General features: G+C 71.1%; 11 protein-coding genes. 10 read left to right on the forward strand and 1 reads right to left on the reverse strand.

What is annotated here, in order from left to right; all coding sequences use genetic code 11:
* Window positions 1-10 precede the first annotated feature (10 nt).
* The 4 genes from EV186_RS38875 to EV186_RS12690 are packed head-to-tail and all read left to right on the forward strand — an operon-like array spanning window position 11 to window position 8,718.
* Window positions 11-1,573, forward strand: coding sequence for an NlpC/P60 family protein (locus tag EV186_RS38875; protein ID WP_166659148.1), 1,563 nt, complete (start codon window positions 11-13; stop codon window positions 1,571-1,573).
* Entirely contained in the window at window positions 1,573-3,384 is a 1,812-nt protein-coding gene (locus EV186_RS12680) for a dynamin family protein (RefSeq protein ID WP_133849416.1), read from the forward strand. Before EV186_RS38875 ends, EV186_RS12680 begins: the two co-directional genes overlap by 1 nt.
* The gene (locus EV186_RS12685; protein WP_166659149.1) at window positions 3,381-4,910 is read left to right on the forward strand and encodes a dynamin family protein; all 1,530 of its coding nucleotides are present in this window, start codon (window positions 3,381-3,383) and stop codon (window positions 4,908-4,910) included. Before EV186_RS12680 ends, EV186_RS12685 begins: the two co-directional genes overlap by 4 nt.
* A gap of 49 nt (window positions 4,911-4,959) precedes the next feature.
* Window positions 4,960-8,718: an eCIS core domain-containing protein gene (locus EV186_RS12690; RefSeq protein WP_208115584.1), complete on the forward strand. Its 3,759-nt coding sequence runs from the start codon at window positions 4,960-4,962 to the stop codon at window positions 8,716-8,718.
* Window positions 8,719-8,725: 7 nt separating this feature from the next.
* Here the strand turns inward: EV186_RS12690 and EV186_RS12695 are convergent, their stop codons facing one another.
* Window positions 8,726-11,380, reverse strand: coding sequence for an Hsp70 family protein (locus EV186_RS12695; protein ID WP_166659150.1), 2,655 nt, complete (start codon window positions 11,378-11,380; stop codon window positions 8,726-8,728).
* A gap of 142 nt (window positions 11,381-11,522) precedes the next feature.
* Between EV186_RS12695 and EV186_RS12700 the strand changes: the two genes are divergently transcribed.
* Genes EV186_RS12700 through EV186_RS12725 form a run of 6 tightly spaced genes read left to right on the forward strand, consistent with a single transcriptional unit; the run spans window position 11,523 to window position 22,621 of the window.
* Window positions 11,523-12,503 (forward strand): AAA family ATPase, encoded by a 981-nt coding sequence (locus EV186_RS12700; protein ID WP_133849420.1) that lies wholly within the window; start codon window positions 11,523-11,525, stop codon window positions 12,501-12,503.
* 8 nt (window positions 12,504-12,511) lie between these two features.
* Window positions 12,512-13,657: a DUF58 domain-containing protein gene (locus tag EV186_RS12705; RefSeq protein ID WP_133849421.1), complete on the forward strand. Its 1,146-nt coding sequence runs from the start codon at window positions 12,512-12,514 to the stop codon at window positions 13,655-13,657.
* Window positions 13,654-16,080 carry a transglutaminase TgpA family protein gene (locus EV186_RS12710; protein WP_133849422.1) on the forward strand — a complete coding sequence of 809 codons (2,427 nt, stop codon included), beginning with the start codon at window positions 13,654-13,656 and terminating at the stop codon, window positions 16,078-16,080. Before EV186_RS12705 ends, EV186_RS12710 begins: the two co-directional genes overlap by 4 nt.
* A 7-nt stretch (window positions 16,081-16,087) precedes the next feature.
* Window positions 16,088-18,391, forward strand: a complete 2,304-nt coding sequence (locus EV186_RS12715) for a PASTA domain-containing protein (RefSeq protein ID WP_133849423.1) — start codon at window positions 16,088-16,090, stop codon at window positions 18,389-18,391.
* Window positions 18,391-20,499 (forward strand): PKD domain-containing protein, encoded by a 2,109-nt coding sequence (locus EV186_RS12720; RefSeq protein WP_133849424.1) that lies wholly within the window; start codon window positions 18,391-18,393, stop codon window positions 20,497-20,499. The genes EV186_RS12715 and EV186_RS12720 overlap by 1 nt, the downstream gene beginning before the upstream one ends.
* 10 nt (window positions 20,500-20,509) lie before the next feature.
* On the forward strand, window positions 20,510-22,621 hold the full coding sequence (locus tag EV186_RS12725) for a PKD domain-containing protein (protein ID WP_133849425.1): 2,112 nt from the start codon (window positions 20,510-20,512) through the stop codon (window positions 22,619-22,621).
* Window positions 22,622-22,645 lie beyond the last annotated feature (24 nt).

Raw genomic sequence — 22,645 nt, forward strand, 5'->3', positions numbered from 1 at the left:
GAGCGACACGGTGGACTTCGCGGTGTTCGGCACGGACCAGGGTTCGGGGGCGACGATGGCAAGGTATACGGCCGAACAGATCTACGCCTTCGCACGCGAGGCTGGTTTCTCCCCCGATCAGGCCGCCACGATGACGGCCGTCGCGCTCGCCGAGTCCGGCGGCAACGGCGGCGCGCGCAACCCGCGCGGCGAGGACAGCCGCGGGTTGTGGCAGATCAACGTGCGTTCTCATCCCGACCTCGCCAAGTACGACCTGTACGACCCGGTCCAGAACGCCAAGGCCGCGTACCAGGTATCGCAAGGCGGCGCCGATGTGTCACCTTGGACCACCACCCATGGTGGGGTCTCGGCCCGTTACCTGCGTTATCGTTCCGACGCCGAGGCCGCCGCGGCCGCGTACGGCGACGGTTCCGGGCACGGGATGTGGAGCGGGTCGGCGGGTTACGGGCACCCGACGAGCGCGGGCGACGCGCGCGGCGCGCACACCGGTCACCCGACCCAGGCGACCCAGTCGACCCACCCGTCCACCGAGGACGGCAGCGCCGCGGTCAACGCCCACACCGCGTCGGCGACCGCCGAGCCCACGACCGAGGCCGAGGAATACGGCCTCGCGCTGGACGCGGGCACGCCGGACGCGATGGCCGGCGGCAGCCCACCGGCGAGCGCCGGTGACGAGTACGGCGTCGCCCTGACCCCGCAGGCAGCGACCCCGAAGACGACGACCCCGGCGCCGGCCGAGTCCACTCAGGACGTCCAGACCATGAGCGCCCAGCCGGCGGCGGGCGACAACCCCAGGCGGGACAAGTTCCTGCAGGTGGCGACCGCGCAGACCGGCGACGACTACGTGTGGGGCGCGAAGGCGGGGATGGACGACCCCAACCCGAGCGCGTTCGACTGCTCGGACCTCGTGCAGTGGTCCACCCACCAGGTCGGGGTGGACCTGCCGCGCACGGCGTGGGAGCAGTACGAGTTCCTGCACAAGAAGGGCTACACGATCCCGGTGGAGCAGGGCATCCACACCCCGGGCGCGTTGCTGTTCAGCTTCTCGTCCGATCCGGACTCCGGGCACCCGGCGCACTCGCACGTCGTGATCAGCCTCGGCAACGGCAAGACCATGGAGGCCAAGGGATCCCAGTACGGCGTCGGGTCGTGGGAGGCGAACACCCACCGGTTCCAGTACGCCGTGGTGATCCCCGGCATCTCCGACGGCGCGGTCACGCCGTACACCCCGTCGGCCCACCAGCAGGCCGCGGGCGACGACTTCGACCATCAGGTGCAGAACGATCCGTCGGCAATGGACGCCGACCCGGTCACCGTGTCGGCGAGCCAGCAGCTCACCGGCGCCGCGCCGGAGGCCTACCACGCGCCCCCGGCCGAGCACCACGCCGATCACACCGATCACGCTGCTGACCACCACGCGGACCTGATGGCCAGCACGGACGTCGACGGGGACGGCATGGACGACGCGTTGGCCCACGTCTCGGCGTGGCCGGCGCACGACGCCGACACCCACGGCGACGACTTCGGCGTGGCCGACGACCACGGCCACCACGACCCGGCGGGGGCGCACTGATGGGCGCCAGGAACGCGGCCGAGACCGCCGAGATGCTCCAGGTCCTCGACGCCGCCGTGCAGGAGACGCGCCGGGCCGGCCGCGAGGACCTCGCCGAGAAGCTGACCAAGGCGCGGCGCCAGCTCACCTCCGGCGCGTGGCACGTGCTGGTCGCCGGTGAGTTCAAGAAGGGCAAGAGCGCGCTGGTCAACGGGTTGCTCGGCATCGAGGTGTGCGGGGTGGACCCGACCGCGTTCTCCGCGGTGCCGACCATCGTCCGCCACGGCACCAAGCCGGCGGCAGCCCTCGTCGTGGACGGCGCCGAGCGACCGCGCACCGTCACGATCGACCCCCGCAAAGCCGCGTCGTACGCCTTGCGCGGCACCACCGACGCCGACGAGCCGCTGCAGGCCGTGGAAGTGGTGCTGCCACGCAAGTTGCTGGCCGGCGGGCTGGTGCTGATGGACACGCCCGGGCTCGGCGGCGGGTTCGCGTCGGCCTCGGCGGCGGCCACGATGCGGGCGCTCAACCTGGCCGACGGCGTGATCGTCGTGACCGACGCGTCGCAGGAGCTGACCGCCGCCGAGCTCGACTTCATCCAGCACGCGGCGCAGGCGTGCCCGAACCTGCTGATCGCGATGACGAAGATCGACTTCTACCCGCAGTGGCGCAAGATCCTCGACCTCGACCGGGCGCACCTGGCCGACGCCCACCTGGACATCGAGATCGTGGCCGTGTCGTCGACGTTGCGCGACCTCGCGCTCGCCACCGGGGATCCGGCGCTCAACGCCGAATGCGGCTTCCCCGTGCTGGCCGACCGGCTGAACTCCCGGCTCACCGCCGTGCACGCCGCCGAGTCGGTGGCGACGGCGGCCGACGTGGCCCGTGGTGCCTTGCGGCAGGTCGCCGAGGCGCTCGCGACCGAGCACGCCGCGCTCACCGAACCGGACCAACGCCCAGCAGTGCAACGCAAGGTGGAGCAGTCCGCCGAACGCGCCCGGCAGCTGGCCGGTTCCTCGTCGCGCTGGCTGAACACGATCAACGACCGGTTCGCCGACATCCAGTCGAACCTGGACACGAACCTGACCGAGCGGCTGCGCCGGGTCGAGGGCGAGGCGACCCGCCGGGTCAAGGAGGGCGACCCGACCCGCGAGTGGGCGGAGATCGTGCCGTGGTTGCAGCGGCGCACCAACGAGGAACTGACCGACGCGCACACGAAGCTGATCGAGTCGATCGACGACCTGGCGGGCGAGATCGCCGCGGTGTTCAACGCGACCGCGAGCTCGGTCGGCGCCACCACGGCCGGCGGCCGGCTCGGCGGCGACGTCGCGATCGGGCAGCTGGCCGGCAAGAAGGGCGGCAAACTGGAGGTCGGCATGCACGCGGCCCGCGGCTGGTCGTTGTCCAGCTCGGTGGTGACCACCTTGCTGGTCACCACGTTGCACCCAGGCCTGCTGATCGCGTTGCCGATCACGGCCGTGCTGGGCAGCGTCTTCGCCTACAAGGCCGTGCGCAGTTACAAGACCAGCAAGCTGGACACGACCCGGGCCGAGGCGCAGCGCGCCGTCGCGGCATACCTGGCCCAGGCCCGGATGGACGCGGCGCGGGCGGCGCAGGACCTGATCCGCCACGGCCGCATCCGCATCCGCGACTACTACCTCGACCAGGCCGCCGAACTGGTCACGGCGGCCAAGCACGAGCAGGTGGCGACCGAACGGGCCGCGCAGGCAGACACCCAGGCGGCCAGCGCACGCGGTGCGGCCGCCAAGGCCGAGCTGGACCGGGTGGCCGGTCTCTTGTCCACTGTGGATCGCATGGCGGGTGCCCGGTGACCGCCCCGGTGCCGCTCGCGGCGCGGGTCCGGTCGCTGCTCGGCGAGGCCGCCCGCAGCTACCAGGGCCGGCCCGCCGAACGCCGGCTCGCCGATGCCGCACGCTGGCTGGACGGCCCACTTCGGGTGGCGATCGCGGGCCGGGTCAAGGCCGGCAAGTCCACTTTGCTCAACGCACTGGTCGGGACCCGGGTCGCGCCAACGGATGCGGGTGAGTGCACCCGCGTGATCACGTGGTACGGCTACGGCCGGGAACCGGCGGCGACCGCCGTCCCCCGCGGCCGGCCGCCGGTCCGGCTGGCCATCGGCGACAACGACGGCCAGTGGTCGTTCGCCCTCGACGGGCTCTCCGCCGACGAGGTCGACCTGATCGACGTCCGGCTGCCCAGCAACTGGCTCGCCACGATGACGCTCGTCGACACACCCGGCATGGGCTCGCTCACCGAGTCGGCGGGCCGCCGCACCCACGACTTCCTCGGCGACACCGGCAGCGTCGACGCGGTGCTGTACCTGATGCGGCACCTGCATTCGTCCGATGTGGACTTCCTGGACGCCTTCCACGACACCGACGCGGCCGAGACCAACCCGGTCAACGCGATCGGCGTGCTCTCGCGGGCCGATGAGGTCGGCGGCGGCGACCCGCAGGCCATCACCAACGCCAAGCGGGTGGCCGCCGGCTACCGCGCCGATCCGCGCATCCGCGGGCTGGTCCACACGGTGCTGCCGGTGGCCGGCCTGCTGGCCGAGACCGCGGCGACGATCACCGCGGACGACTTCGCCGGCCTGGCCGCGCTGGCCGCCGCCGGTGCGCCCGCGTGCGCGCCGCTGTTGTTGTCCGCCACCCGGTTCGTCGCGCCGTACAACGCGGTGCCCGTGTCGCCGGAGATCCGCGCCCGGCTGCTCGGCAAGCTCGGCATCTACGGGATCCGGCTGAGCCTGGACGCGATCCGAAACGGCACCGCCGACACCGCCGCGCTGGCCGCGTTGCTGCGTGCCCACAGTGGACTCGACGAGCTGCGCGGGCTGCTGATGAACCAGTTCGCCGGGCGCCGGGACGTGCTCAAGGCCGACGGCGCGCTGCGGCTGATCGACACCGTGACCCGCGAGGACCCGATCCCGGCCGCGCCGCGGCTGCGCCAAGCCGTGGAACGCCTGCGGGTCGGCGCGCACGAACTGGCCGAGATCCGGCTGCTCACCGAGCTGCGGGTGGGCTCGATCCCGGGCGCGCCGGAGCAGCTCGCGGCCATGGAGCAGCTCCTCGGCGGCAACGGCACCGCGGTGCTCGACCGGCTCGGCCTGCGCCGCGACGCGCCCCGCGAGGACGTCCAGGCCGTGTTGACGGGCCTGCACTCGCACTGGCGGCGGGTCGCGCAGAACCGCTTGTCCGACCCGGCGCTGGCGCGCGCGGCTCAAGTGCTGCAACGCACGTGTGAAGGGCTCGCCGCCGCCAGTAACGCGCCGGGCGACCAGCGACGACCTCCCGGGCAAGAGGTGCAGAGCCAGAACGGAGCCGGATCGCGTGGGTGACGCGGGGGTTCGAGAGGAACCGGTAGCGCGGCAACAGGTCCGCGCGCCGGTGTCCGTTGCCGAGCCCGAGGTCGCGCGGGCTCCGGAAACCAGCCTGGGTCTGGGCAACGCGGCCATGGGCCGGCTGCTGAGCTCGGGTGGGCCGTCGTTCGCCGCCGCAGCGCAGGGTCAACCCAATGTGCTGGGCCAACCGGGGGTGCTGGCGGGCGGCAACCGGGCGGTGCAGCGGGCGATCCGGCGTGCGGGCGACGGTTCGGGGCAGGCGCCCGAGGGGTTCGCCGGCCGGTTGTCGTCGGCCGAAGCGGGCATGCCACTTCCGGACCAGGCACGAGAAACGCTCGAGGAGTCGTTCGGCACGCCGCTCACGGACGTCCGGTTGCACGTCGGCGGCACGTCGGCCGACCTCGCGGCCGACGTCGGCGCGCGGGCGTTCACCGTGGGCCAGGACATCTACTTCGGACAGGGCGAATACGCCCCGGACTCCCCCTCCGGGTACGAGCTGCTCGCCCACGAGGTCACGCACACCCTCCAGCAAGGGGGCGGCGGCCTCGCGTCGGCGACCACCGTCAGCAGCCCGTCGGACCCGAGCGAGCGGGAAGCGGTGTCCGTGGCGCGCCAGGTGAGCGCCGACCGCGGCCGGCCGATCCCGGTGCCGAATTCCGCCGCGCCGCCAGTGGTCGCGCGGGACGTGTCGGCGACCGACCTCATCCCGGACTCCATCCTCAACGGCATCAGGACCACGCTGTCGGTGGTGCCCGGGTACACCCTGCTGACCCAGATCGTCGGCAAGGACCTGATCACCGACCAGCCGGTGGCCGCCAGCAACGAGCAGTTGCTGGAGAGCCTGCTCACCTTCGGGCCGTTCGGCGCGGGCGTCGCGCCGGTGCTGCGTGGCATGAAGGTGATCGGCGAGATCGTGTCGCTGGTGACCGGCGGGCTGGCCGAGCACAACCTGACCCTGGCCCGGATCGGGCACGACGTCGAGGCCGCGTGGGACGAGGTGTCGGTCACCAAGGGCATCGACGGCAACGCGGCCATCGTGCGCCGGTACGTCGACGCCATCCTGCGTGACGTCACCGCGTTCGTCGGGTCCCTTGTGGACAAGGTGCTCGAGATGGTGCGCGCGGCGGTGGCCGAGGTCGCCGAGCCGCACCTGGAGACACCGGAGATCAAGCCGGTCTGGGACCTGGCGCGCAAGGTCCTGCACCACGATCCGTTGCGTGGCACCGATGTCGACGCGCCGACCGTGGAGATCCTCGGGGACTTCCTGCGGCTGATCGGCCAGGAACAGGTGCTGGCGCAGATGACCGAGCGCGGCACGCTGCAGCAGACCGCCGACTGGCTGGACACGCAGTTCGCCACGTTCTCGAGCATCACCGGCGAGCTCATGGCGCTGTTCCGCGACGCGTGGGCCGCCATCCAGCCCCAGAACCTGCCCCACCTGCTGGACACCCTGCCGCAGTTGGCCGAGCGGGCGTTCGCGCTGGTGCGCCGGATCGGCGCGTTCGCATCGACGGTGATCGGCAAGGTCCTGGAGATCATCAAGAAGTCGCTGCTCGGCTGGCTCAGCGAGAACGCGCACCGGATGCCCGGGTTCCACCTGATGACCGTGATCATCGAGCGCAACCCGTTCACCGGCGAGGCCGTGCCGCGCACGCCGGAGAACCTGATCAAGGGCTTCATCACGCTGATGCCCAACGGCGAGGCCACGTACAACCAGCTGGCCGAGTCCGGCGTGATCGCCGACGCCGCCGGCCGGATCACCGCGGCCATGACGCGGCTGGGCATCTCGTGGGACATGGTGACGGGCACGTTCCACGCGGTGTGGGACATGTTGACCCTCAACGACTTGCTGGCGCCGGCGGCCGCGTTCGAGCGCGTGCTGGCGAAGGTCGGCGAGCCGCTCGGGCGGATCCTGGAGTTCGTCACCGAGGTCGTCAAGGTCGTCATCGAGCTGATCCTGAAGCTGATGAACTTCCCGTCGGACCTCGTCGGCAGCATCATCAACAACGCCATGGCGGCGATCGAGGACATCAAGAAGGACCCGGTCGCGTTCCTGCAGAACATGTTGCAGGCGTTGAAGGCGGGCTTCACCGGCTTCTTCGACGAGATCCTGCAGTTCCTGATGTCCGGGCTGGCGTCGTGGCTCTTCCGCGGGCTCGGGCCGCTGGGCATCACGGCGCCCCCGGACTTCACCCTGAAGTCCATTTTGGACCTGGTGCTGCAGGTCCTCGGGGTGACGGTCGACACGCTGTGGCAGAAGCTGGGCAAGAAGATCGGCCCGGAGAAGGCGGCCAAGCTGCGGGCCGGCGTCGGTGCCCTCGGTGAGGCCTGGGCGTTCATCAAGGACGTGCAGGAGGGTGGCGTCGCCGCCGTCTGGCACCACCTGGTGGACAAGCTGACCGGCCTGTGGGACATGCTGCTGCAGACCGCCGAGCAGTGGATCATGACCCAGATCATCGAGAAGGTCACCGCCAAGCTGATCTCGATGCTGGACCCCACCGGCGTGATGGCCGTGGTGAACAGCTTCATCGCCTTCTTCAAGGCCATCCAGTCGGCCATCGACTACCTGCGCGACATCCTGCAGATCGTGAACGAGTACGTGACGACGTTCGCGCAGGTGGCGGCCGGGAACGTGGCGCCCGGGGCGGAGAAGATCAAGCAGGGCCTCGGCCACGCCGTGCCGGTGGCGATCGGCTTCCTGGCCAACCAGGTCGGGCTCGGCAACGTGCCGGAGAAGGTCGTCGAGATCATCGGCGGCCTGCGCCAGCTGATCGACGAGGCCCTGGACTGGTTGTTCGACAAGGCTTTCGAGCTGGGCGGGGCGGCGCTGAACGCCCTCGGCCTCGGCGGCGACAAGGCGGCGGAACCGGCCCAGGCGCAGCCGGCGATCGACCTGCACGTGCACTTCGACATCGAAGGGCACGACCACCAGATCTTCGTCGATCCCAAGGGCGAGCTGATGGTGGCCTCCGAACCGCAACCGGTGACCAACCTGGAGCACCTGCGCACGCTGTTGGGCCAGTACCGTGCGCTGCCGCCGGAGACACCGATCGAGCCGCGCAAGGCGCTCGTCGACCAGATGGTGGCCCTGATCAAATCCGATCCCGAACTCGTGGCGCAGCTCAACGAGGGCGAACAGATCGACCAGTTGTGCGCGGAAGCCGACATCGGCTTCGACGCGGCGGTGAAGGAACTCAATGCCCTCAAGGACGAGGACAAGGAGACGAGCAAGACCTTCGCGGTGGGCAAGGGGTACACGGCGAAGAGCGGCTGGGGCAGCGACGACACCGAGTCGGAGAACTACGACCCGCAGCGGCTCGCGATCGTGGTCTCCACCATCTCCGCGCAGTACCAGCAGATGAAGATCACGCAGAAGGTGATCGCGGAGCACCCGGAGATCTTGCCCACCGACGCGGAGATCGACGCGGCGTTCGATGCGATCGCGCGGACCGGATCGCCACCGCCGCGCCAGGACTACGACGTGCCCCGCGACATCAAGCCCGCGGTGGACAAGGCGTGGGCCGAAGGCATGCAGGCGGCGAAGAACCAGCAGAAACGGCAGACTTCGCGAGCCGGGAGCAACGACCAAGGTGTCATGGGTCGCTACGGGCACTCGCACGCCGAGCGGCAGGTGTGGGAGATGACCCAAGCCACCGCGATCGGTGTGTCGCAGAAGGTGTGCGGGCGGTGCCGGCCGGAGTTCAAGGCCAACGCCGACGCCGCCAAGAAGATCATCGTGATCAAGGACGGCGCCGGCCAGTACCTCGTGTTCCGGCCGGGGAAGGACCCGGCCTACCGCAAGTGACCAGGCATCAGGCCTTGATCGTCCAGGTGGCCGCGTCCACGGTCTCGCCGTCGCGGCCTACACCGACCGCTGTGGTCGAGTCGCCGGTGGTGGCCAGGCCGTAGAGGTACAACGGAGTCGCCGAACCTGAGGCGGGCTTGACGGCCAGCTCCGTCCAGTCACCGCCGTCCTTGCTGCGCCAGCAGGCCACCGACGGCGCATCGGCGGTACCGGTCGAACCGCACACCATCGTCGTCCCACCCGGTTGCTCGGCGATGGCCCACAGCGCGGGTGAACCGGCGGGCACCGCGCTCGCCGCCTTCCACGTCTTGCCATCGGCGAAGGTCCAGATCACGGGACCGCGATGGGCGCCGGTCAGGGCCGAGCCGATTGCCACGACGCCGCCCGACGTGCGGACCATCCGTTGCACTGCTTGGGGTCCCGGACCGGTGAGGCCGGTCGCGGGCGCCGCTGTCCACTGTGTCCCGTCGGTCGAGGAGTACACGGCCACGTCGCCGTCGGCGCGGTCGGTGCGGCGGTCGATGGCGGCCGCCAGCAGACGGTCGCCGTCGGCGGTCACCGCGGTCAGTTCCGTGATGCCCTTGCCTGGGGCGAAGTCGGCCGCGGCGGGCACGAGGGTCCACTTCGTACCGTCAGGCGAAGTCCACACTGCGGGACGGCGGGCATCGCCGGCACCGGACCAGCCGACGGCCACCAGACCGTTCGGGCCGACCGCCACGTCCTCGAGCGCGCCTTGGCCACCACCGCCGATCGTCGCGGCGGCCCACTGACCGCCGTGGCGCACCCACGCCCGGGGTTCCTGGCGCAGCGACGTGCCGACGGCGACCAGATCGCCGGAGGGTGCCGCCACGACCGCGCGCATGGCATCCGCCCCCGCAGGCGCGGAGACCAGTTTCCCCGACGCGGTCAGGATCCCCGTTGCTCCACCGTCCGATGTGGAGCCTGACGGTAGCGTCGAATGACCACCCGGGGAGTCCGAATCGGACGGTCGGGTCAGCAGGTAACCCACGACGCCGAGGATCGCGACGATCACCACCGCGATGAGGATGGCGCGGCCGCGGCCCTTCGTCCGGCCGGATTCCGCGGTGCGCTCGCGGGTGCGGATCACCATCGGCTCGTTCGCCGACTTGGGCGGCGGGATCGCCGCGATCACGGCGCTGACGTCGGTGGCCGCCGTCAGGCCGGTGCCCACGAGGTCCACCGGTTCGCTGACCGCGGGAGCCGCTCCCGCCGAGCGGGACGGCGAGTTCGGAGCGGAAGAAGGCGGAGCGCCCAGAGACGAAGCACCGGAAGGCGCCGCGCTCGCCGAGGAAGCCCCCGACGGCGCACCCGCAAACCCAGCACCCGCAAACCCGGTCCCCGACGGCCCGCCACCCGATGGCGCCGCACCCGCAAACCCGGGCCCCGATGGCCCGCCACCCGGCGACGGAGCACCCTGGGGCGGCGCACTTTGCGGCGGCCCGAAGGATCGCGCGGCAGCGGGCCGCGGCGGGGCGGGCGGCGGCCACGGCGCCGCACCACCACCAGCACCACCACCGCGCGGAGGCGGCGGCGCGGGCATCGGCCGCACCGGTCCGATCGGCCCCGGCCGGGGACCGGCAACCCGTGGCGCGGCGGCAATGGCCGCCCCCAGGCTCACCGTGTACTTCGGGTGCGCGTCGACCGCCACCCGCAGCCCCAGCTCACTGGCCAGCAGCTCGCTGACCAACGGGATCCGGCTCGACCCGCCCACCAGCAGCACCCCGTGCAGCGATCGCGGCTCGACCCCGGCCCGCCGGACCACCTGGCCGAACACGCCGACGGTGCCGAGCACCTGGTCGCGGATCAGCGCCTCGAAGTCGCCCCTGGTCACGAGCACCTGGCGGGACACCCCGGGCAGCAGCACCGGCACGATCGCCTCGGTGTCGGCCGACAGCGCCTCCTTCGCGTCCACAACGGACTGCAACAGCTGCCCGAGCCCGGCCGCCGCGGCCGGGTCGCTCTGGTCGTAGTCGGCCACGTCGATCCCGGCCAGGTTGCCCACGTGCCGGAACAACGCGTAGTCGAAGTCGATGCCGCCGATGGCGTCGTCGCCGCCCGCCTCGCCGTGGATCTCCACGCCCGTCGGGGTCTTGCGCACGACGCTCGCGTCGAAGGTGCCGCCGCCGAAGTCGTACACGCCGATCAGCGAGCCCGGCTCGACGCGTTCCTGCGCGGCGTACCAGGTCGCGGCGGCGACCGGCTCGGGCAGCAGTCCCACGGACTGGACGCCGGCGGCCCGCGCGGACTCGAGCAGCAGGTTGCGCCGGTAGTCGCCCCACTCGGCGGGGTGGGTCAGCACGACGTGGCTGGGCCGCCCGCCCTGCAGCTCGGCGACCCGGTCGACGGTCCAGCGCAGCACCCGCCCGGTCAGCTCGTGCGCGGTGAAACTGTGGCCACCCAGCAGGATCGGGACCTCGTCACCCATGCGCCGCTTGAACTCCCGGGCCAGCCGGTCCGGTTCGCTCAGCCCCCGCCGCGACGCGGCCTCGCCGGTGAGCAGGGTGCCGTCGTCGCGCAGGAACAGCGTCGACGGGATGGCGTCGGCGCGGTTGCCGAGCGGCACGGTCTGCACGCGACCGTCACGCCAGAGCGCGGCCGCCGTGTACGTGGTGCCGATGTCGACGCCGAGTGGGTAGGTCACCGTGCCACCGTAGAGCCTGACCATCTCCCGGCGGATAGCCCGAACGTGTCTGCGTTCGACCCGTAACCCTATGGGCCGTTGGTCCGACATTGGACACGAACGGCAGCCGTGGGCGTTGCCGCGAGGGCTTTCAGGGGCACCAATGACCTACAGCACCGGTCCTACCGAACAGGTCGGCTGGGTTCAGCGTCGCTGCCAGGACCTTGTCCGCAACGTCGAGCACTTCATCCACGGCAAACCCGCCGTGGTCTGGAACTGCGTTATCGGGCTGCTCGCCGAGGGGCACATCCTGATCGAGGACGTGCCGGGCGTGGCGAAGACGTCGCTGGCCAAGGCGCTGGCCCACTCGATCAGCGGCTCGATGAAGCGGATCCAGTTCACCCCGGACCTGCTTCCCTCCGATGTGGTCGGTGTGCAGCTGTTCGACTCCAACAAGCGCGAGTTCGTCTTCCGGGAAGGCCCGGTGTTCGCCAACATCGTGCTCGGCGACGAGATCAACCGCGCGTCGCCGAAGACCCAGTCGGCGCTGCTCGAGGCGATGGCCGAACGCCAGGTCACCGTGGACGGTGTCGCGTACGCCCTGCCGCGGCCCAACTTCGTGATCGCCACGCAGAACCCGGTGGACCAGCAGGGCACGTACTCGCTGCCGGAGGCCCAGCTCGACCGGTTCATGATGCTGGTGCGGATCGGCTACCCGAGCCCGGAGGCCGAGGTCCGCATCGTCGCCGACGGCATCGCGCGCCGGCTGCCCGAGCAGCTGCAGCCGGTGACCACGGTCGAGGAGATGCAGCAGATGATCGACATCGTCCGCAGCATCTATGTCTCCCCCGCGCTGCAGAACTTCATCGTGACGATCACCAGCGCGACCCGCACGGTGCCGCAGCTGAAGCTCGGTGCGAGCCCACGCGCCAGCAACGCCCTCGCGGCCGCCGCGCAGGCCCGCGCCGCGGTCGAAGGCCGCGCGTTCGTCACCGCCGACGACGTCAAGGCGATGGCGCGCGCGGTGCTCTGCCACCGGCTGATGCTCACCCCCGAGGCCGCGGTGCGCGAGTTCCGCACGGAGGCCATTGTGGACAACATCTTGGCCGCGGTGCCCGTGCCGCAGGCCCCGGTCAGCGTCTAGGGGCCGAAGTGCCGACGAAATCGGGAATCGCGGTCGCCCTCGGCGCCGTGCTGTTTCTGGTGCTCGGCTGGCTCGCCGACTACCCGGAACTCGTGGCGATCGGTCTGGCCGGCCTGGCCACGCTCGTGGTCGCCGCGCTGTGGATGCTGATGCGCCCGGACCTCGCGGCGTCGCGGGAGATCCGGCCGCAGCGGGTCACCGCGGGCGAGCCGGCGTTCGGCGTGCTGACCGTGACCAACGAGGGTCGCAGGCGCAGCCCGCCGATCATGGCGGCGGAGGCGGTCGCCGAGCAGCAGGTGACGATCCCCGTGCCCGGGTTGAAGCCCGGCGCGACGCACCACGCGAGCTACCGGCTGCCGACGGGCAGGCGCGGGGTCTACCAGGTGGGACCGCTGACGATCGGGCACACGGACCCGTTCCGGCTCATGCGGATCGGCCGGGACTACACGGCCTACTCCACGCTCTACGTGCACCCGAAGATGAGCTACGTCGAGCCGGTGCCCACCGGGCAGACCCGGGACATGGACGGCCCGACGTCGAGCTTCTCCGCCCAGGGCGGGGTCGCGTTCCACAGCCTGCGCGAGTACGTCCCCGGCGACGACTGGCGGTTGATCCACTGGAAGTCGACCGCGCGCCAAGGCGACCTGATGGTGCGCCACAACGTGGTGCCCAACGAGCCGCGGCTGATGGTCGTGCTGGACACCAGCGCCGCGGCGCACACCGAGCGGACCTTCGAGAACGCCGTGAGCGCGGCGGCCTCGCTGGCCGTCGCGGCGATCCGCGGCGGGTTCCCCCTGGAGCTGCGCACCACCGGCGGCGAGGTGTACGCGACCGACCGCGGCGGTGAGGGTGCGCTCGGCGTGCTCGACCTGCTCGCGTCCGCCCGGGTGTCCACGTCGGACGATGGGCTCGCCGCCGTGCCGGGCATGGTGACCCTCGACGACAGCGTGTCGCTCGGCGTCGTGACCGGGCAGCCGGACCCGCGCCTGCTGACCGTGCTGCCGGCCGTGCGTCGGCACTTCCTCATGGTCAGCCTGGTGCAGTTCCTCGACCGGTTCGACGCTCCCCCGGCCGCGCTCAACGGCGTGGTCGCGCTGTCGGCCCGCACGATGGACGAGTTCGCCACGACCTGGAACAGGTTGGTGCGCACATGACGCCCGGACCACCGCCACCGCAGCCGTTCGGTGGGCCGCCCCCGTGGGCACCGCCGGCCGGCCCGCAGTCGTCGAACGGCCACCAGCCACCGCCACCGCAAAACCCGGGCAACGAGCCGACCCAACGCGTGGCGGCGCCCGCCGCCGACATGCCCGCTGGGCAGAGCCCCGCTGCGGAGAATCCCGCGGCGCCGGCGAAGCCCAAGAAGGTCAAGCCCGCGCGCGAGCTGCCGAACCTCGGCCAGTACCTGCAGCTGATCCTGACCGCGACGCTGGCCACGACCGGCGGCCTCGCGTTCCTGCGGTACTTCAGCGATCGCGGGTTCCTCGTCGCCATCGGCGCGGCCGCCGCCGGCGGGACCGTCCTCGGCGGACTCGCTGCCGCGCGACGCTGGCCGGCCTGGGTGACGATCCTGCTGGGTGTCGCCGGCTTCCTCGTGGTCGGCGTGTTCGCCGTGTTCCGGTCGACGTTGCGCCACGGCATCCCGACCTGGGACACCGTCACATCTTTCCTCGGCTCGATCGGCACCGGCTGGTCCCACATGATCACCGTGAGCCTGCCCGCCGATCCGGCCGGTGACCTGGTCGTCACGCCTGCGCTGATCACCTGGGTCGCGGTCTTCGCGGCCAGCGTGATCGCCGTTCGCACGCGGTCCACGTTGGGCCCGCTCGCGCCGTTGCTGGTCGCCTTCGGCCTCGACCTCCTGCTGAGCGCGGGGCGACCGGTCGGCGGGCTGGTGCTCATCGGTGCCGTGCTGGCGCAGGTGCTGCTGCTGGCGTTGGTGCGTGCGGGCGACGAGACGAGCGCCGGGCGCCGGGTCTCGGGGCTGGCGTTCGGCGTGCCCGTGATCCTGGTGGCCGTCGCGGCCGGGCTGGTCGGCACGCAGATGTTGCCGCTGGCCAAGGGAACCGACCGGTTCGACCTGCGTTCGGTCGTCCCGGTGCCCCTGGACCTCGGCGACGGCCTGTCCCCGCTGTCCACGCTGAAAGGCCAGCTGCGTGAGCCGCAGCACGACCTGTTCACCGTCCGGATGAGCGGCGACACCGCGGGCCTGGATCGCGTGCGAACCGTCACGCTGGACCACTTCGACGGTGCACTGTGGACCTCCAGCGACCGGTTCCTGCTCGCCGGGCACACCCTGCCCGCCGACGGGGACCTCACGGCCGACCGCCGGGTCTCGCTCTCGGTCACGATCGGCGGCCTGCAGGGTCCCTACCTGCCCGAGGTCGGGGCGCCGACCCGGGTGACCGCGAACCGCGTGGCGTTCGCCGAGGACTCCGGCACGCTGGCCACCGACGTGCCCGCGCTGGCCGGCCTGAGCTACGACCTCGACGCGGAAGTGCCCGGCCGCCAAGGACTCGCGGACGCGGTGCCCGCCCCGGACGCCGACGTCGCCCGCTACACCGACCTGCCACCCGGGTTGCCGCCCGAGGTGGCGGCGAAGGGTGCGCAGCTCGCGGGCGCGGTGGCCGCGCCCTACGACAAGCTGATGGCGATCCAGAAGTACCTGCAGGGGCTCCCGTACAACCTGGACTCGCGGCCCGGGCACTCCTACGACGCCGTGCGCAGGCTGTTCAGCCCCAACCCGGCCGACCAGGTCGGCTACGCCGAGCAGTTCGCGTCCGCGTTCGCCGTGCTCGCCCGGTCGCAGGGCTTCCCGACCCGGGTCGCGGTCGGCTACCTGCTGAACCCGCAGGAGCGCAAGGGCGACAGCTACACGGTGTCCTCGAAGGACGCGCACGCGTGGGCCGAGGTGAAGCTCGCCGGGTACGGCTGGGTGACCTTCGAGCCGACCGACCCGCAGCGGCACGCGGGCACGACACCCAAGGAGCCCGAGACCGACACCGGCCAGCAGCACGACAAGCAGGACGACCAGACCAAGGCGTCCCAGCCGGTCGAGGACCCGAACCTGCCGAAGGTGGCCACGTCGTCGTTGACGCCGCTGGACTGGGCGTTGTTCGTGGCCATCGGCCTCGGCGTCCTGGTCGTGCTCACCCCGATCGCGGTGGCCGCGGAGAAGGTGCGCAGGCGCCGGATGCGGCGCACCGGCAGCCGGGCCGCGAAGATCGTCGGCGCGTGGCAGGAGTCCGCGGACCGCTTGGTGGAGCACGGAGTTCCGGTCACGGCGGCGCACACGGCCGCCGAGGTCGCCGAGCAGGCCCGCGAGCGGCTGGGTGAGGAAGTCGGCGCGGTCGCCGTGCTCGCGCCGATCGTGACCGCCGCGATCAGCAGCCCGGACGAGCCGGAGGAGCAGGCCGTCGCCGAGGCGTGGCGGCTGGATGCGCAGCTGGGCCGGGAACTGCGCAAGACGAGGGGCACGTTCGCGACCGTGCGCGCGTGGCTCGACCCGCGGCCGTTGTTCACCCGACGACGCGACCGCAGGCGCAGGCAGCGCGCGCTCGAGCACTTGACCAGGGGGTAGTCAGGCCATGCGGCGCCAGTGGCTCAAAGCCGGTGCGAGCTCGGTCATCGCCGTCGCGGCGGTGGCCGGGCTCGTTCTCACGGGTGTGGACAACGGCAACGCGGCGCGTGAGGTGCGGCTGCGCTCCGGCGCGGCGTGGCTGCCGTCGTCGCAGGTCGGCCAGGTCACCCTGCTCGACGGGTCCTCGGCGGAGATCGCCGCACAGGTCCAGGTGGCGCCGCAGGGTGACCCGATCGACGTGGTGCAGCAGGGCTCGACCGCGTACGCGATCGACCACCGGGCCGGCACGGTCCGCCGGGTCGACGGCGCGACCTTCGACCCGACCGCGCCCGCCACGCCGATTCCGGCGGCCCGGGCCGGGCTGACCGCGTTCGCCGACGAGAAGTCCTTGTACGCCTTGGATTCCCAGCGCGGTCTCCTGGTCGACACAGACCCGGTGACGCTCGCGCCCCGCGGCCGCCCCATCTCGCTCGCGGCGCAGCTGGCCGCCGGCGGTGCCGCCATGGACGACGCGGGCACGCTGTGGATCATCGACCAGACCACCGGCGACCTGACCTCGGTGGCCGGGTCGACCCGCACCACCTACCGCGGGTTCACCGAGCCGGGCACCAGCGCGCTGACCATCGCGGGCAACCGGCCGGTGGTGGTGAACACGACCGACCGCACGGTGAGCACCGCCGACCCGCTGACCGGCAGGCCCGCGCGGGTGCTGGACCTCGACCTGCGGCCGACCGACCAGGTCGAGGTCAGCGGGTCGCCGCACTCGTCGCGGCTCTACGTCGTCACCTCGCGTGGCGTGGTGATCCTCTGCGACCTCGGCGCCCAGAGCTGCGACGCGACCGTGCCGCTCGACCCGTCGGCCACCGAACTCGGCGCCGCCGTCGAGGCCGGGAACCGGCTGTTCGTGCCCGACTACGGCGGCGGCCGGGTCTGGGTGATCAACCTCGACGACCGGTCCGTGCTGGCCAAGCCGCAGGTGCTTCCGCCCGGCCGGTTCCAGCTGCTGACCCGCGACGGTGTCGTGTTCTTCAACGACCCCAGCAGCGAGAAGGCCGGTGTGATCCGTCTCGACGGCGGTGTCCGGCCCGCCGCCAAGTACGACCCGAAGGACCCGAAGAAGGGCCTGCACGCGCCACCGGACAGCAAGACCCCGGAGCAGTCCCCGCAGGACCAGCACCCGCAGAAGCCGGAAGACCAGCAACAGCCGCAAAACAACACCCCGTCCACCGACACCCCGCGGACCAACACACCGCAGCCCCCGGCGAACCCCGGCAGCACGCCGATCACCACCCCGGTCACCACCCCGCCGCCCGGAGGCACGCCTCCTCCGGCGAAACCACGGCTGCGCATCACGGTGTCCACGACCAGCCCCGCGGTGAACGACGACGTGGCGCTGAAGGTGACCAACGCCAGTGGTCCGGCGCCGAAGGCGGCGATCTGGGACTTCGGGGACGGCACCAAGGGCGCGGGTCTCACCGTCTCCCACAAATGGGCGGTGGAAAAGACGTATCAAGTGACGGTCACCGCGACTCTGCCTGACATGCGCACCGCGAGCACGTCGCTGAGCCTCACGGTCACGCCGCCGCCGACGGTGACCGTGCCCAACGTGGTCGGCAAGAGCCAAACCGAGGCGAAGTCGGCCATCGAGGCCCTCGGGCTCAACACGGTCGTGTCGACGGTCGCCAGCAACACCGTGCCCGCCGGGGTCGTCATCGCCCAGAACCCGGCGCCGGGCAAGTCCGCCGCCCCCGGCAGCGACGTGGCGATCACCGTCTCCACGGGTCCGACCTCGGTCGACCTCCTGGCTGCCGCGCCGGGTGCTGCCTGGCAGAGCGGTGCCGGTGCGTTGCCGTTCAACGGCTCAGACACCGACAACCGCGGCTTCGTCATCCACCGCGACGGCGAATACCAGCTGAACGGGAAGCCGTGCCGGTTGGAGGACGGCAGCGCACCGTCCTACCTGGAAACCCACCCGCAATGGGTTCCCGGTGGCTGGATCGAAGGCAAGTACACGTTGTCGGCGCCGATCATCGCCGGTGACCACTTCCGCGCCACCGTCGGCTTCATCAAGTGCGACGGCGTCGCCCAGCCGCAACTCGGCAAGGTCACCTTCGGGGTCGACGTGAAGGCACCGGGTGGGGCCGAATGCGCGGGCGGCATCGGCAACAAGACCGAAGACGGCACCATGCTCGGGCTCGACGTCGACCTCACCGGCTGCGCCGGCGCCACGCAGCTCACGTTGCGCGTCGACGACAAGGGCGATTCCCAGCAGGACTGGGCGTCCTGGGTGAACCCGCGGATCGAGGGCTGATGCGTCTGGACCGCAAGCGCGTGGGCACCGGCGCCGCCGCCATGGCGAGCGCCGGTGCCCTCGCGGCCGCGGTCGTCGTCGGTGCGGGACACGGGAATCCCGCACGCGAGGTCACCCTGCTCTCCGGCGCTGCCTGGCTCGCATCCGCGCAAGTCGGCCAGGTGACCCTGCTGGACGGGTCGTCGGCCGAGGTCGCCGCGCAGGTGAAGGTCGCGGATCCGGGTGCCTCGGTGGACGTGGTGCAGCAAGGCTCGACGGCCTACGCGGTCAACCACACCGCCGGGACCATCACGAGGGTCGACGGAGCCACCTTCGAGCACGGCAAACCAGCGACACCGATCCCGGACGCCCACGATGGCCTGACCGCGTTCGCCGGGAACGGCCCGCTGTACGCGTTGGACACCCAACGCGGACTGCTGGTCGCAGCCGACGCCCGGACCCTTGCCCCGCAAGGACGCGCGCAGTCGCTTTCGGCCCTGCTCATCGCCGGCTCGGCCACAATGGACAGTGCGGGCCACCTCTGGCTGATCGACCAGGCCACCGGCGACCTCACCCGGGTCGTCGGCGCCGAGCAGACCACCCACCGCGCCACGACCAAGCCGGGCAACAGCGTGCTCACCATGGCCGGCGACAACCCGGTGGTCGTGGACATCACCGACCGCAAGGCCATCCGCATCAGCCCGGACGCGGTCATGCCGGACACGGTCATCGACCTGGACCTCTCGCCGTCGGACAAGGTGCAGGCAAGCGGTTCGCCGCACGGGCAGCGCCTGTACGTCGTGAGTTCACGTGGCGTGCTGGTGATCTGCGACCTGGCCGCCGCCAAGTGCGGTGCCACCATCCCGATCGCCGCCCCAGCCACCACCTTCGGGCAGGCGGTCGAAGCGGGCAACCGGGTGTTCATCCCGGACTACACCGGCGGTCGCGTGTGGATCGTCGACCTCGCCACGCAGGTCGTCGTGGCCAAACCACAAGTCCTGCCACCGGGACAGTTCCAGCTGCTGACCCGCGACGGTGTCGTGTTCTTCAACGACCCCAACACGGAGAAGGCCGGAGTCGTGCGCATCGACGGCGGCGTGCGCAACGCCGCCAAGTACGACCCCGCCGATCCGAACAAGGGCCTCAACGCGCCGCCCGACACCAAGACGCCCAACGCATCCCCGACGCAGAACCAGACGCCGCCTTCGTCCACGCCGAACCAGCCGACGGACACGCAGCTACCGACATCTGCCACCGGCCCGAACCAGTCGACGGTGCCGACCGTGCCGACGGTGCCAACCAATCCAACCGTGCCGACCCAGCCACCGACCACCACAACGCCGCCGCCCGTGAAGCCGAAGCCCAAGCTCGGCATCAAGGTCTCCAAGGCCGACCCCACGGTCGGTGAGCCGGTCACGCTCGAGGTGACCAACTCGACCGGCGGCCTCGCGTCCGCGAGCTGGGACTTCGGCGACGGCAAGAGCGCGACCGGGCTGTCGGTGCAGCACAAGTGGGACGCGGCCAAGACCTACCAGGTGTCCGTGCGAGCGACGACCACCGACGGCCAGAGCGCGAGCACCGGGCTCTCGGTCAAGGTCGGGGTGCCGCAGGTGGAGCTGAAGGTGATGGTGAGTGGCGGCGGCTCGATGACCGGCGGTCCGATCAACTGCCCGCCGACCTGTACGGCCAAGGTCGACAAGGACTCCAAGGTGGTCCTCACTGCGCACGAGTCCACACAGGACGAGTTCAGCTACTTCATGCCCGGCTGTTCCACCACCGGCGGCACCGCCACCGAGCCGACGTGCACCGTGAACATGTTCGCGGACCAGGTGACGGGGGCGGGTTTCACCCCGATGCCCAAGCTGACCATCACGATCAACCAATATCCGGGAACGGACAACCACGTGACCGGCGACGGCGTCGCCTGCCCGCCGTCCTGCACGGTCTACTTCCACTCGACGCCCGCCAAGACGGTCACGCTCGAGCTCGTTCCCGACTCACAGTCGTACACCAACCCGTGGGAGGAAGGCTGCGACAGCATCATCCCCGGCACCTATCCCGATACCGACAAGTGCGTCGTGACGATGACCTCGGACAAGCACGTAAAAGCCACCTTCGGACTGACCTGATCGAGGACTCATGCATCTGAACCGCAGTCGGATCGGGACCAGCGCCGCCGCCTTGGCGAGCGTCGGGGCCCTCGCGGCCGCGGTGCTGGTCGGTGCGGGGCATGGCAACCCGGCGCGGGAGATCAACCTGCTCTCCGGGGCGGCGTGGCTGCCGTCCTCGCAGGTCGGGCAGGTCACGCTGCTGGACGGGTCGTCGGCCGAGGTCGCCGCGCAGGTGAAGGTCGCCGATCCCGGTGCGGCCGTGGACGTCGTGCAGCAGGGGGCGACGGCGTACGCCATCAACCACACCACCGGCACCATCACCCGCGTCGACGGAGCCACGTTCGAGCAGGGCAAACCCGCGACACCGATTCCCGATGCCCACGCCGGCCTGACGGCGTTCGCCGGCAAGGGCCCCTTGTACGCCCTGGACACCCAACGCGGTGTACTGGTCGCCGCTGACGCGCGAACCCTGGCCAACCAAGGCGAACCGCAGTCGCTCGCGGCCCGGCTCACCGCCGGTTCGGCCACGATGGACGATGCCGGGCACCTCTGGCTCATCGACCAGGCGACCGGCGACCTGACCCGGGTCGTCGGCAACCAGCAGACCACCCACCGCGCCACCGCCAAGCCGGGCAACAGCGTGCTGACCATGGCGGGCGACAACCCGGTGGTCGTCGACATCACCGACCGCAAGGCCCTGCGGGTCAGCCCGGACGCCGTCGCGCCCGACACCGTCATCGACCTCGACGTCGCACCCGACGACAAGGTCCAGGCCAGCGGCTCACCGCACGGACAGCGCCTGTACGTCGTGAGTTCGCGTGGCGTGCTGATGATCTGCGACCTCGCCGCGGCCAAGTGCGGCGCGACCATCCCGATCGCCGCGCCCGCCACCACTTTCGGTCCTGCCGTCGAGGCCGGCAACCGGGTGTTCGTGCCCGACTACACCGGCGGTCGCGTGTGGATCGTCGACCTGGCCACGCATGTGGTCGTGGCCAAGCCGCAAGTGCTGCCGCCCGGGCAGTTCCAGCTGCTGACCCGCGACGGCGTCGTGTTCTTCAATGACCCCAACACCGAGAAGGCCGGCGTCGTGCGGATCGACGGTGGTGTCCGCAACGCCGCCAAGTACGACCCCGCCGACCCGAACAAGGGCCTCAACGCACCACAGGACAAGCCGACGGCTCCGTCAGCGCCACCGTCGCAGCCGCAGACGCCGCCACCGTCCTCTCAGGACCAGCCGCCGAACACGCAAACCACCCAGCCGACGGTGACCGACCAGCCCACCGTCCCGACTGAGCCGACGGTCCCCACCCAGCCGACCGTTCCCACGCAGCCGACCCAACCCACGCAACCGCCGCCCAAGCCGAAACCCAAGCTCGGCATCAAGATCTCCAAGGCAAATCCCGTTGCCGAGGAGACCGTGACGCTGCAGGTGACCAACTCGACGGGCGGGATCGCTTCCGCTGACTGGAACTTCGGCGACAGCAAGGGCGACAGCGGCACCACCGTCCCCCACGCATGGGCCGGTGGAGGCACGTATCAGGTGAGCGTCAAGGTGACTGCTCCGGACGGGCAAAAGGGTTCCACGAGCCTGTCGGTAACGGTGCAACCGAAGCCCATACCCAAGCACAAGCTCACCGTATTCGTAGAAGGTGGCGGCGGGCACCTCGTGGGCGGCCCGATCAACTGCCCATCCGCGTGCGAGACCGACATGGCCGAAGGCAGTTCGCTCACCTTGACCGCCAACCCGGATCCGGGCAAGGTGTTCAACTTCTGGAACCCCGGGTGCAGTTCCACCGGCGGAACCGAGACCAACCCGACCTGCACCGTTCGGATGGGCACGGCGGATCAAGTTGCGAGCGCCGCGTTCACCGACGGCAAGACGCTCAGCGTGACCATCAAGGGCAACCTCGGCGCGGGCGGCACGGTTACCAGCGATGTCGGCGGCATGAACTGCTCGAGCGGAACGTGCTCGATTACCGTTAGCCCCGGCACCCATGTCACCCTCACGGGCCAGGGGAACGCCACGAGCGACTTCTCGTTCTGGAGTAGCTGCCCGGACGGCGCCAATTTCAAGAAGTTCTGTGAGTACCCGATGGATACGGATTACAGCGACACGGCGACGTTCAACCCGAAGTCGTAGCGAGAGGGACATTCTGTGGCAGCA

Source organism: Labedaea rhizosphaerae (assembly GCF_004362825.1).
GTDB lineage: Bacteria > Actinomycetota > Actinomycetes > Mycobacteriales > Pseudonocardiaceae > Labedaea > Labedaea rhizosphaerae.

What these genes read in the sequence shown, in the direction of transcription:
- EV186_RS12715 (WP_133849423.1), top strand. Translation starts at nt 16,088, where the DNA reads ATGCGGCGCCAGTGGCTCAAAGCCGGTGCGAGCTCGGTCATCGCCGTC.
- EV186_RS12725 (WP_133849425.1), top strand. Translation starts at nt 20,510, where the DNA reads ATGCATCTGAACCGCAGTCGGATCGGGACCAGCGCCGCCGCCTTGGCG.
- EV186_RS12700 (WP_133849420.1), top strand. Translation starts at nt 11,523, where the DNA reads ATGACCTACAGCACCGGTCCTACCGAACAGGTCGGCTGGGTTCAGCGT.
- EV186_RS12710 (WP_133849422.1), top strand. Translation starts at nt 13,654, where the DNA reads ATGACGCCCGGACCACCGCCACCGCAGCCGTTCGGTGGGCCGCCCCCG.
- EV186_RS12680 (WP_133849416.1), top strand. Translation starts at nt 1,573, where the DNA reads ATGGGCGCCAGGAACGCGGCCGAGACCGCCGAGATGCTCCAGGTCCTC.
- EV186_RS12720 (WP_133849424.1), top strand. Translation starts at nt 18,391, where the DNA reads ATGCGTCTGGACCGCAAGCGCGTGGGCACCGGCGCCGCCGCCATGGCG.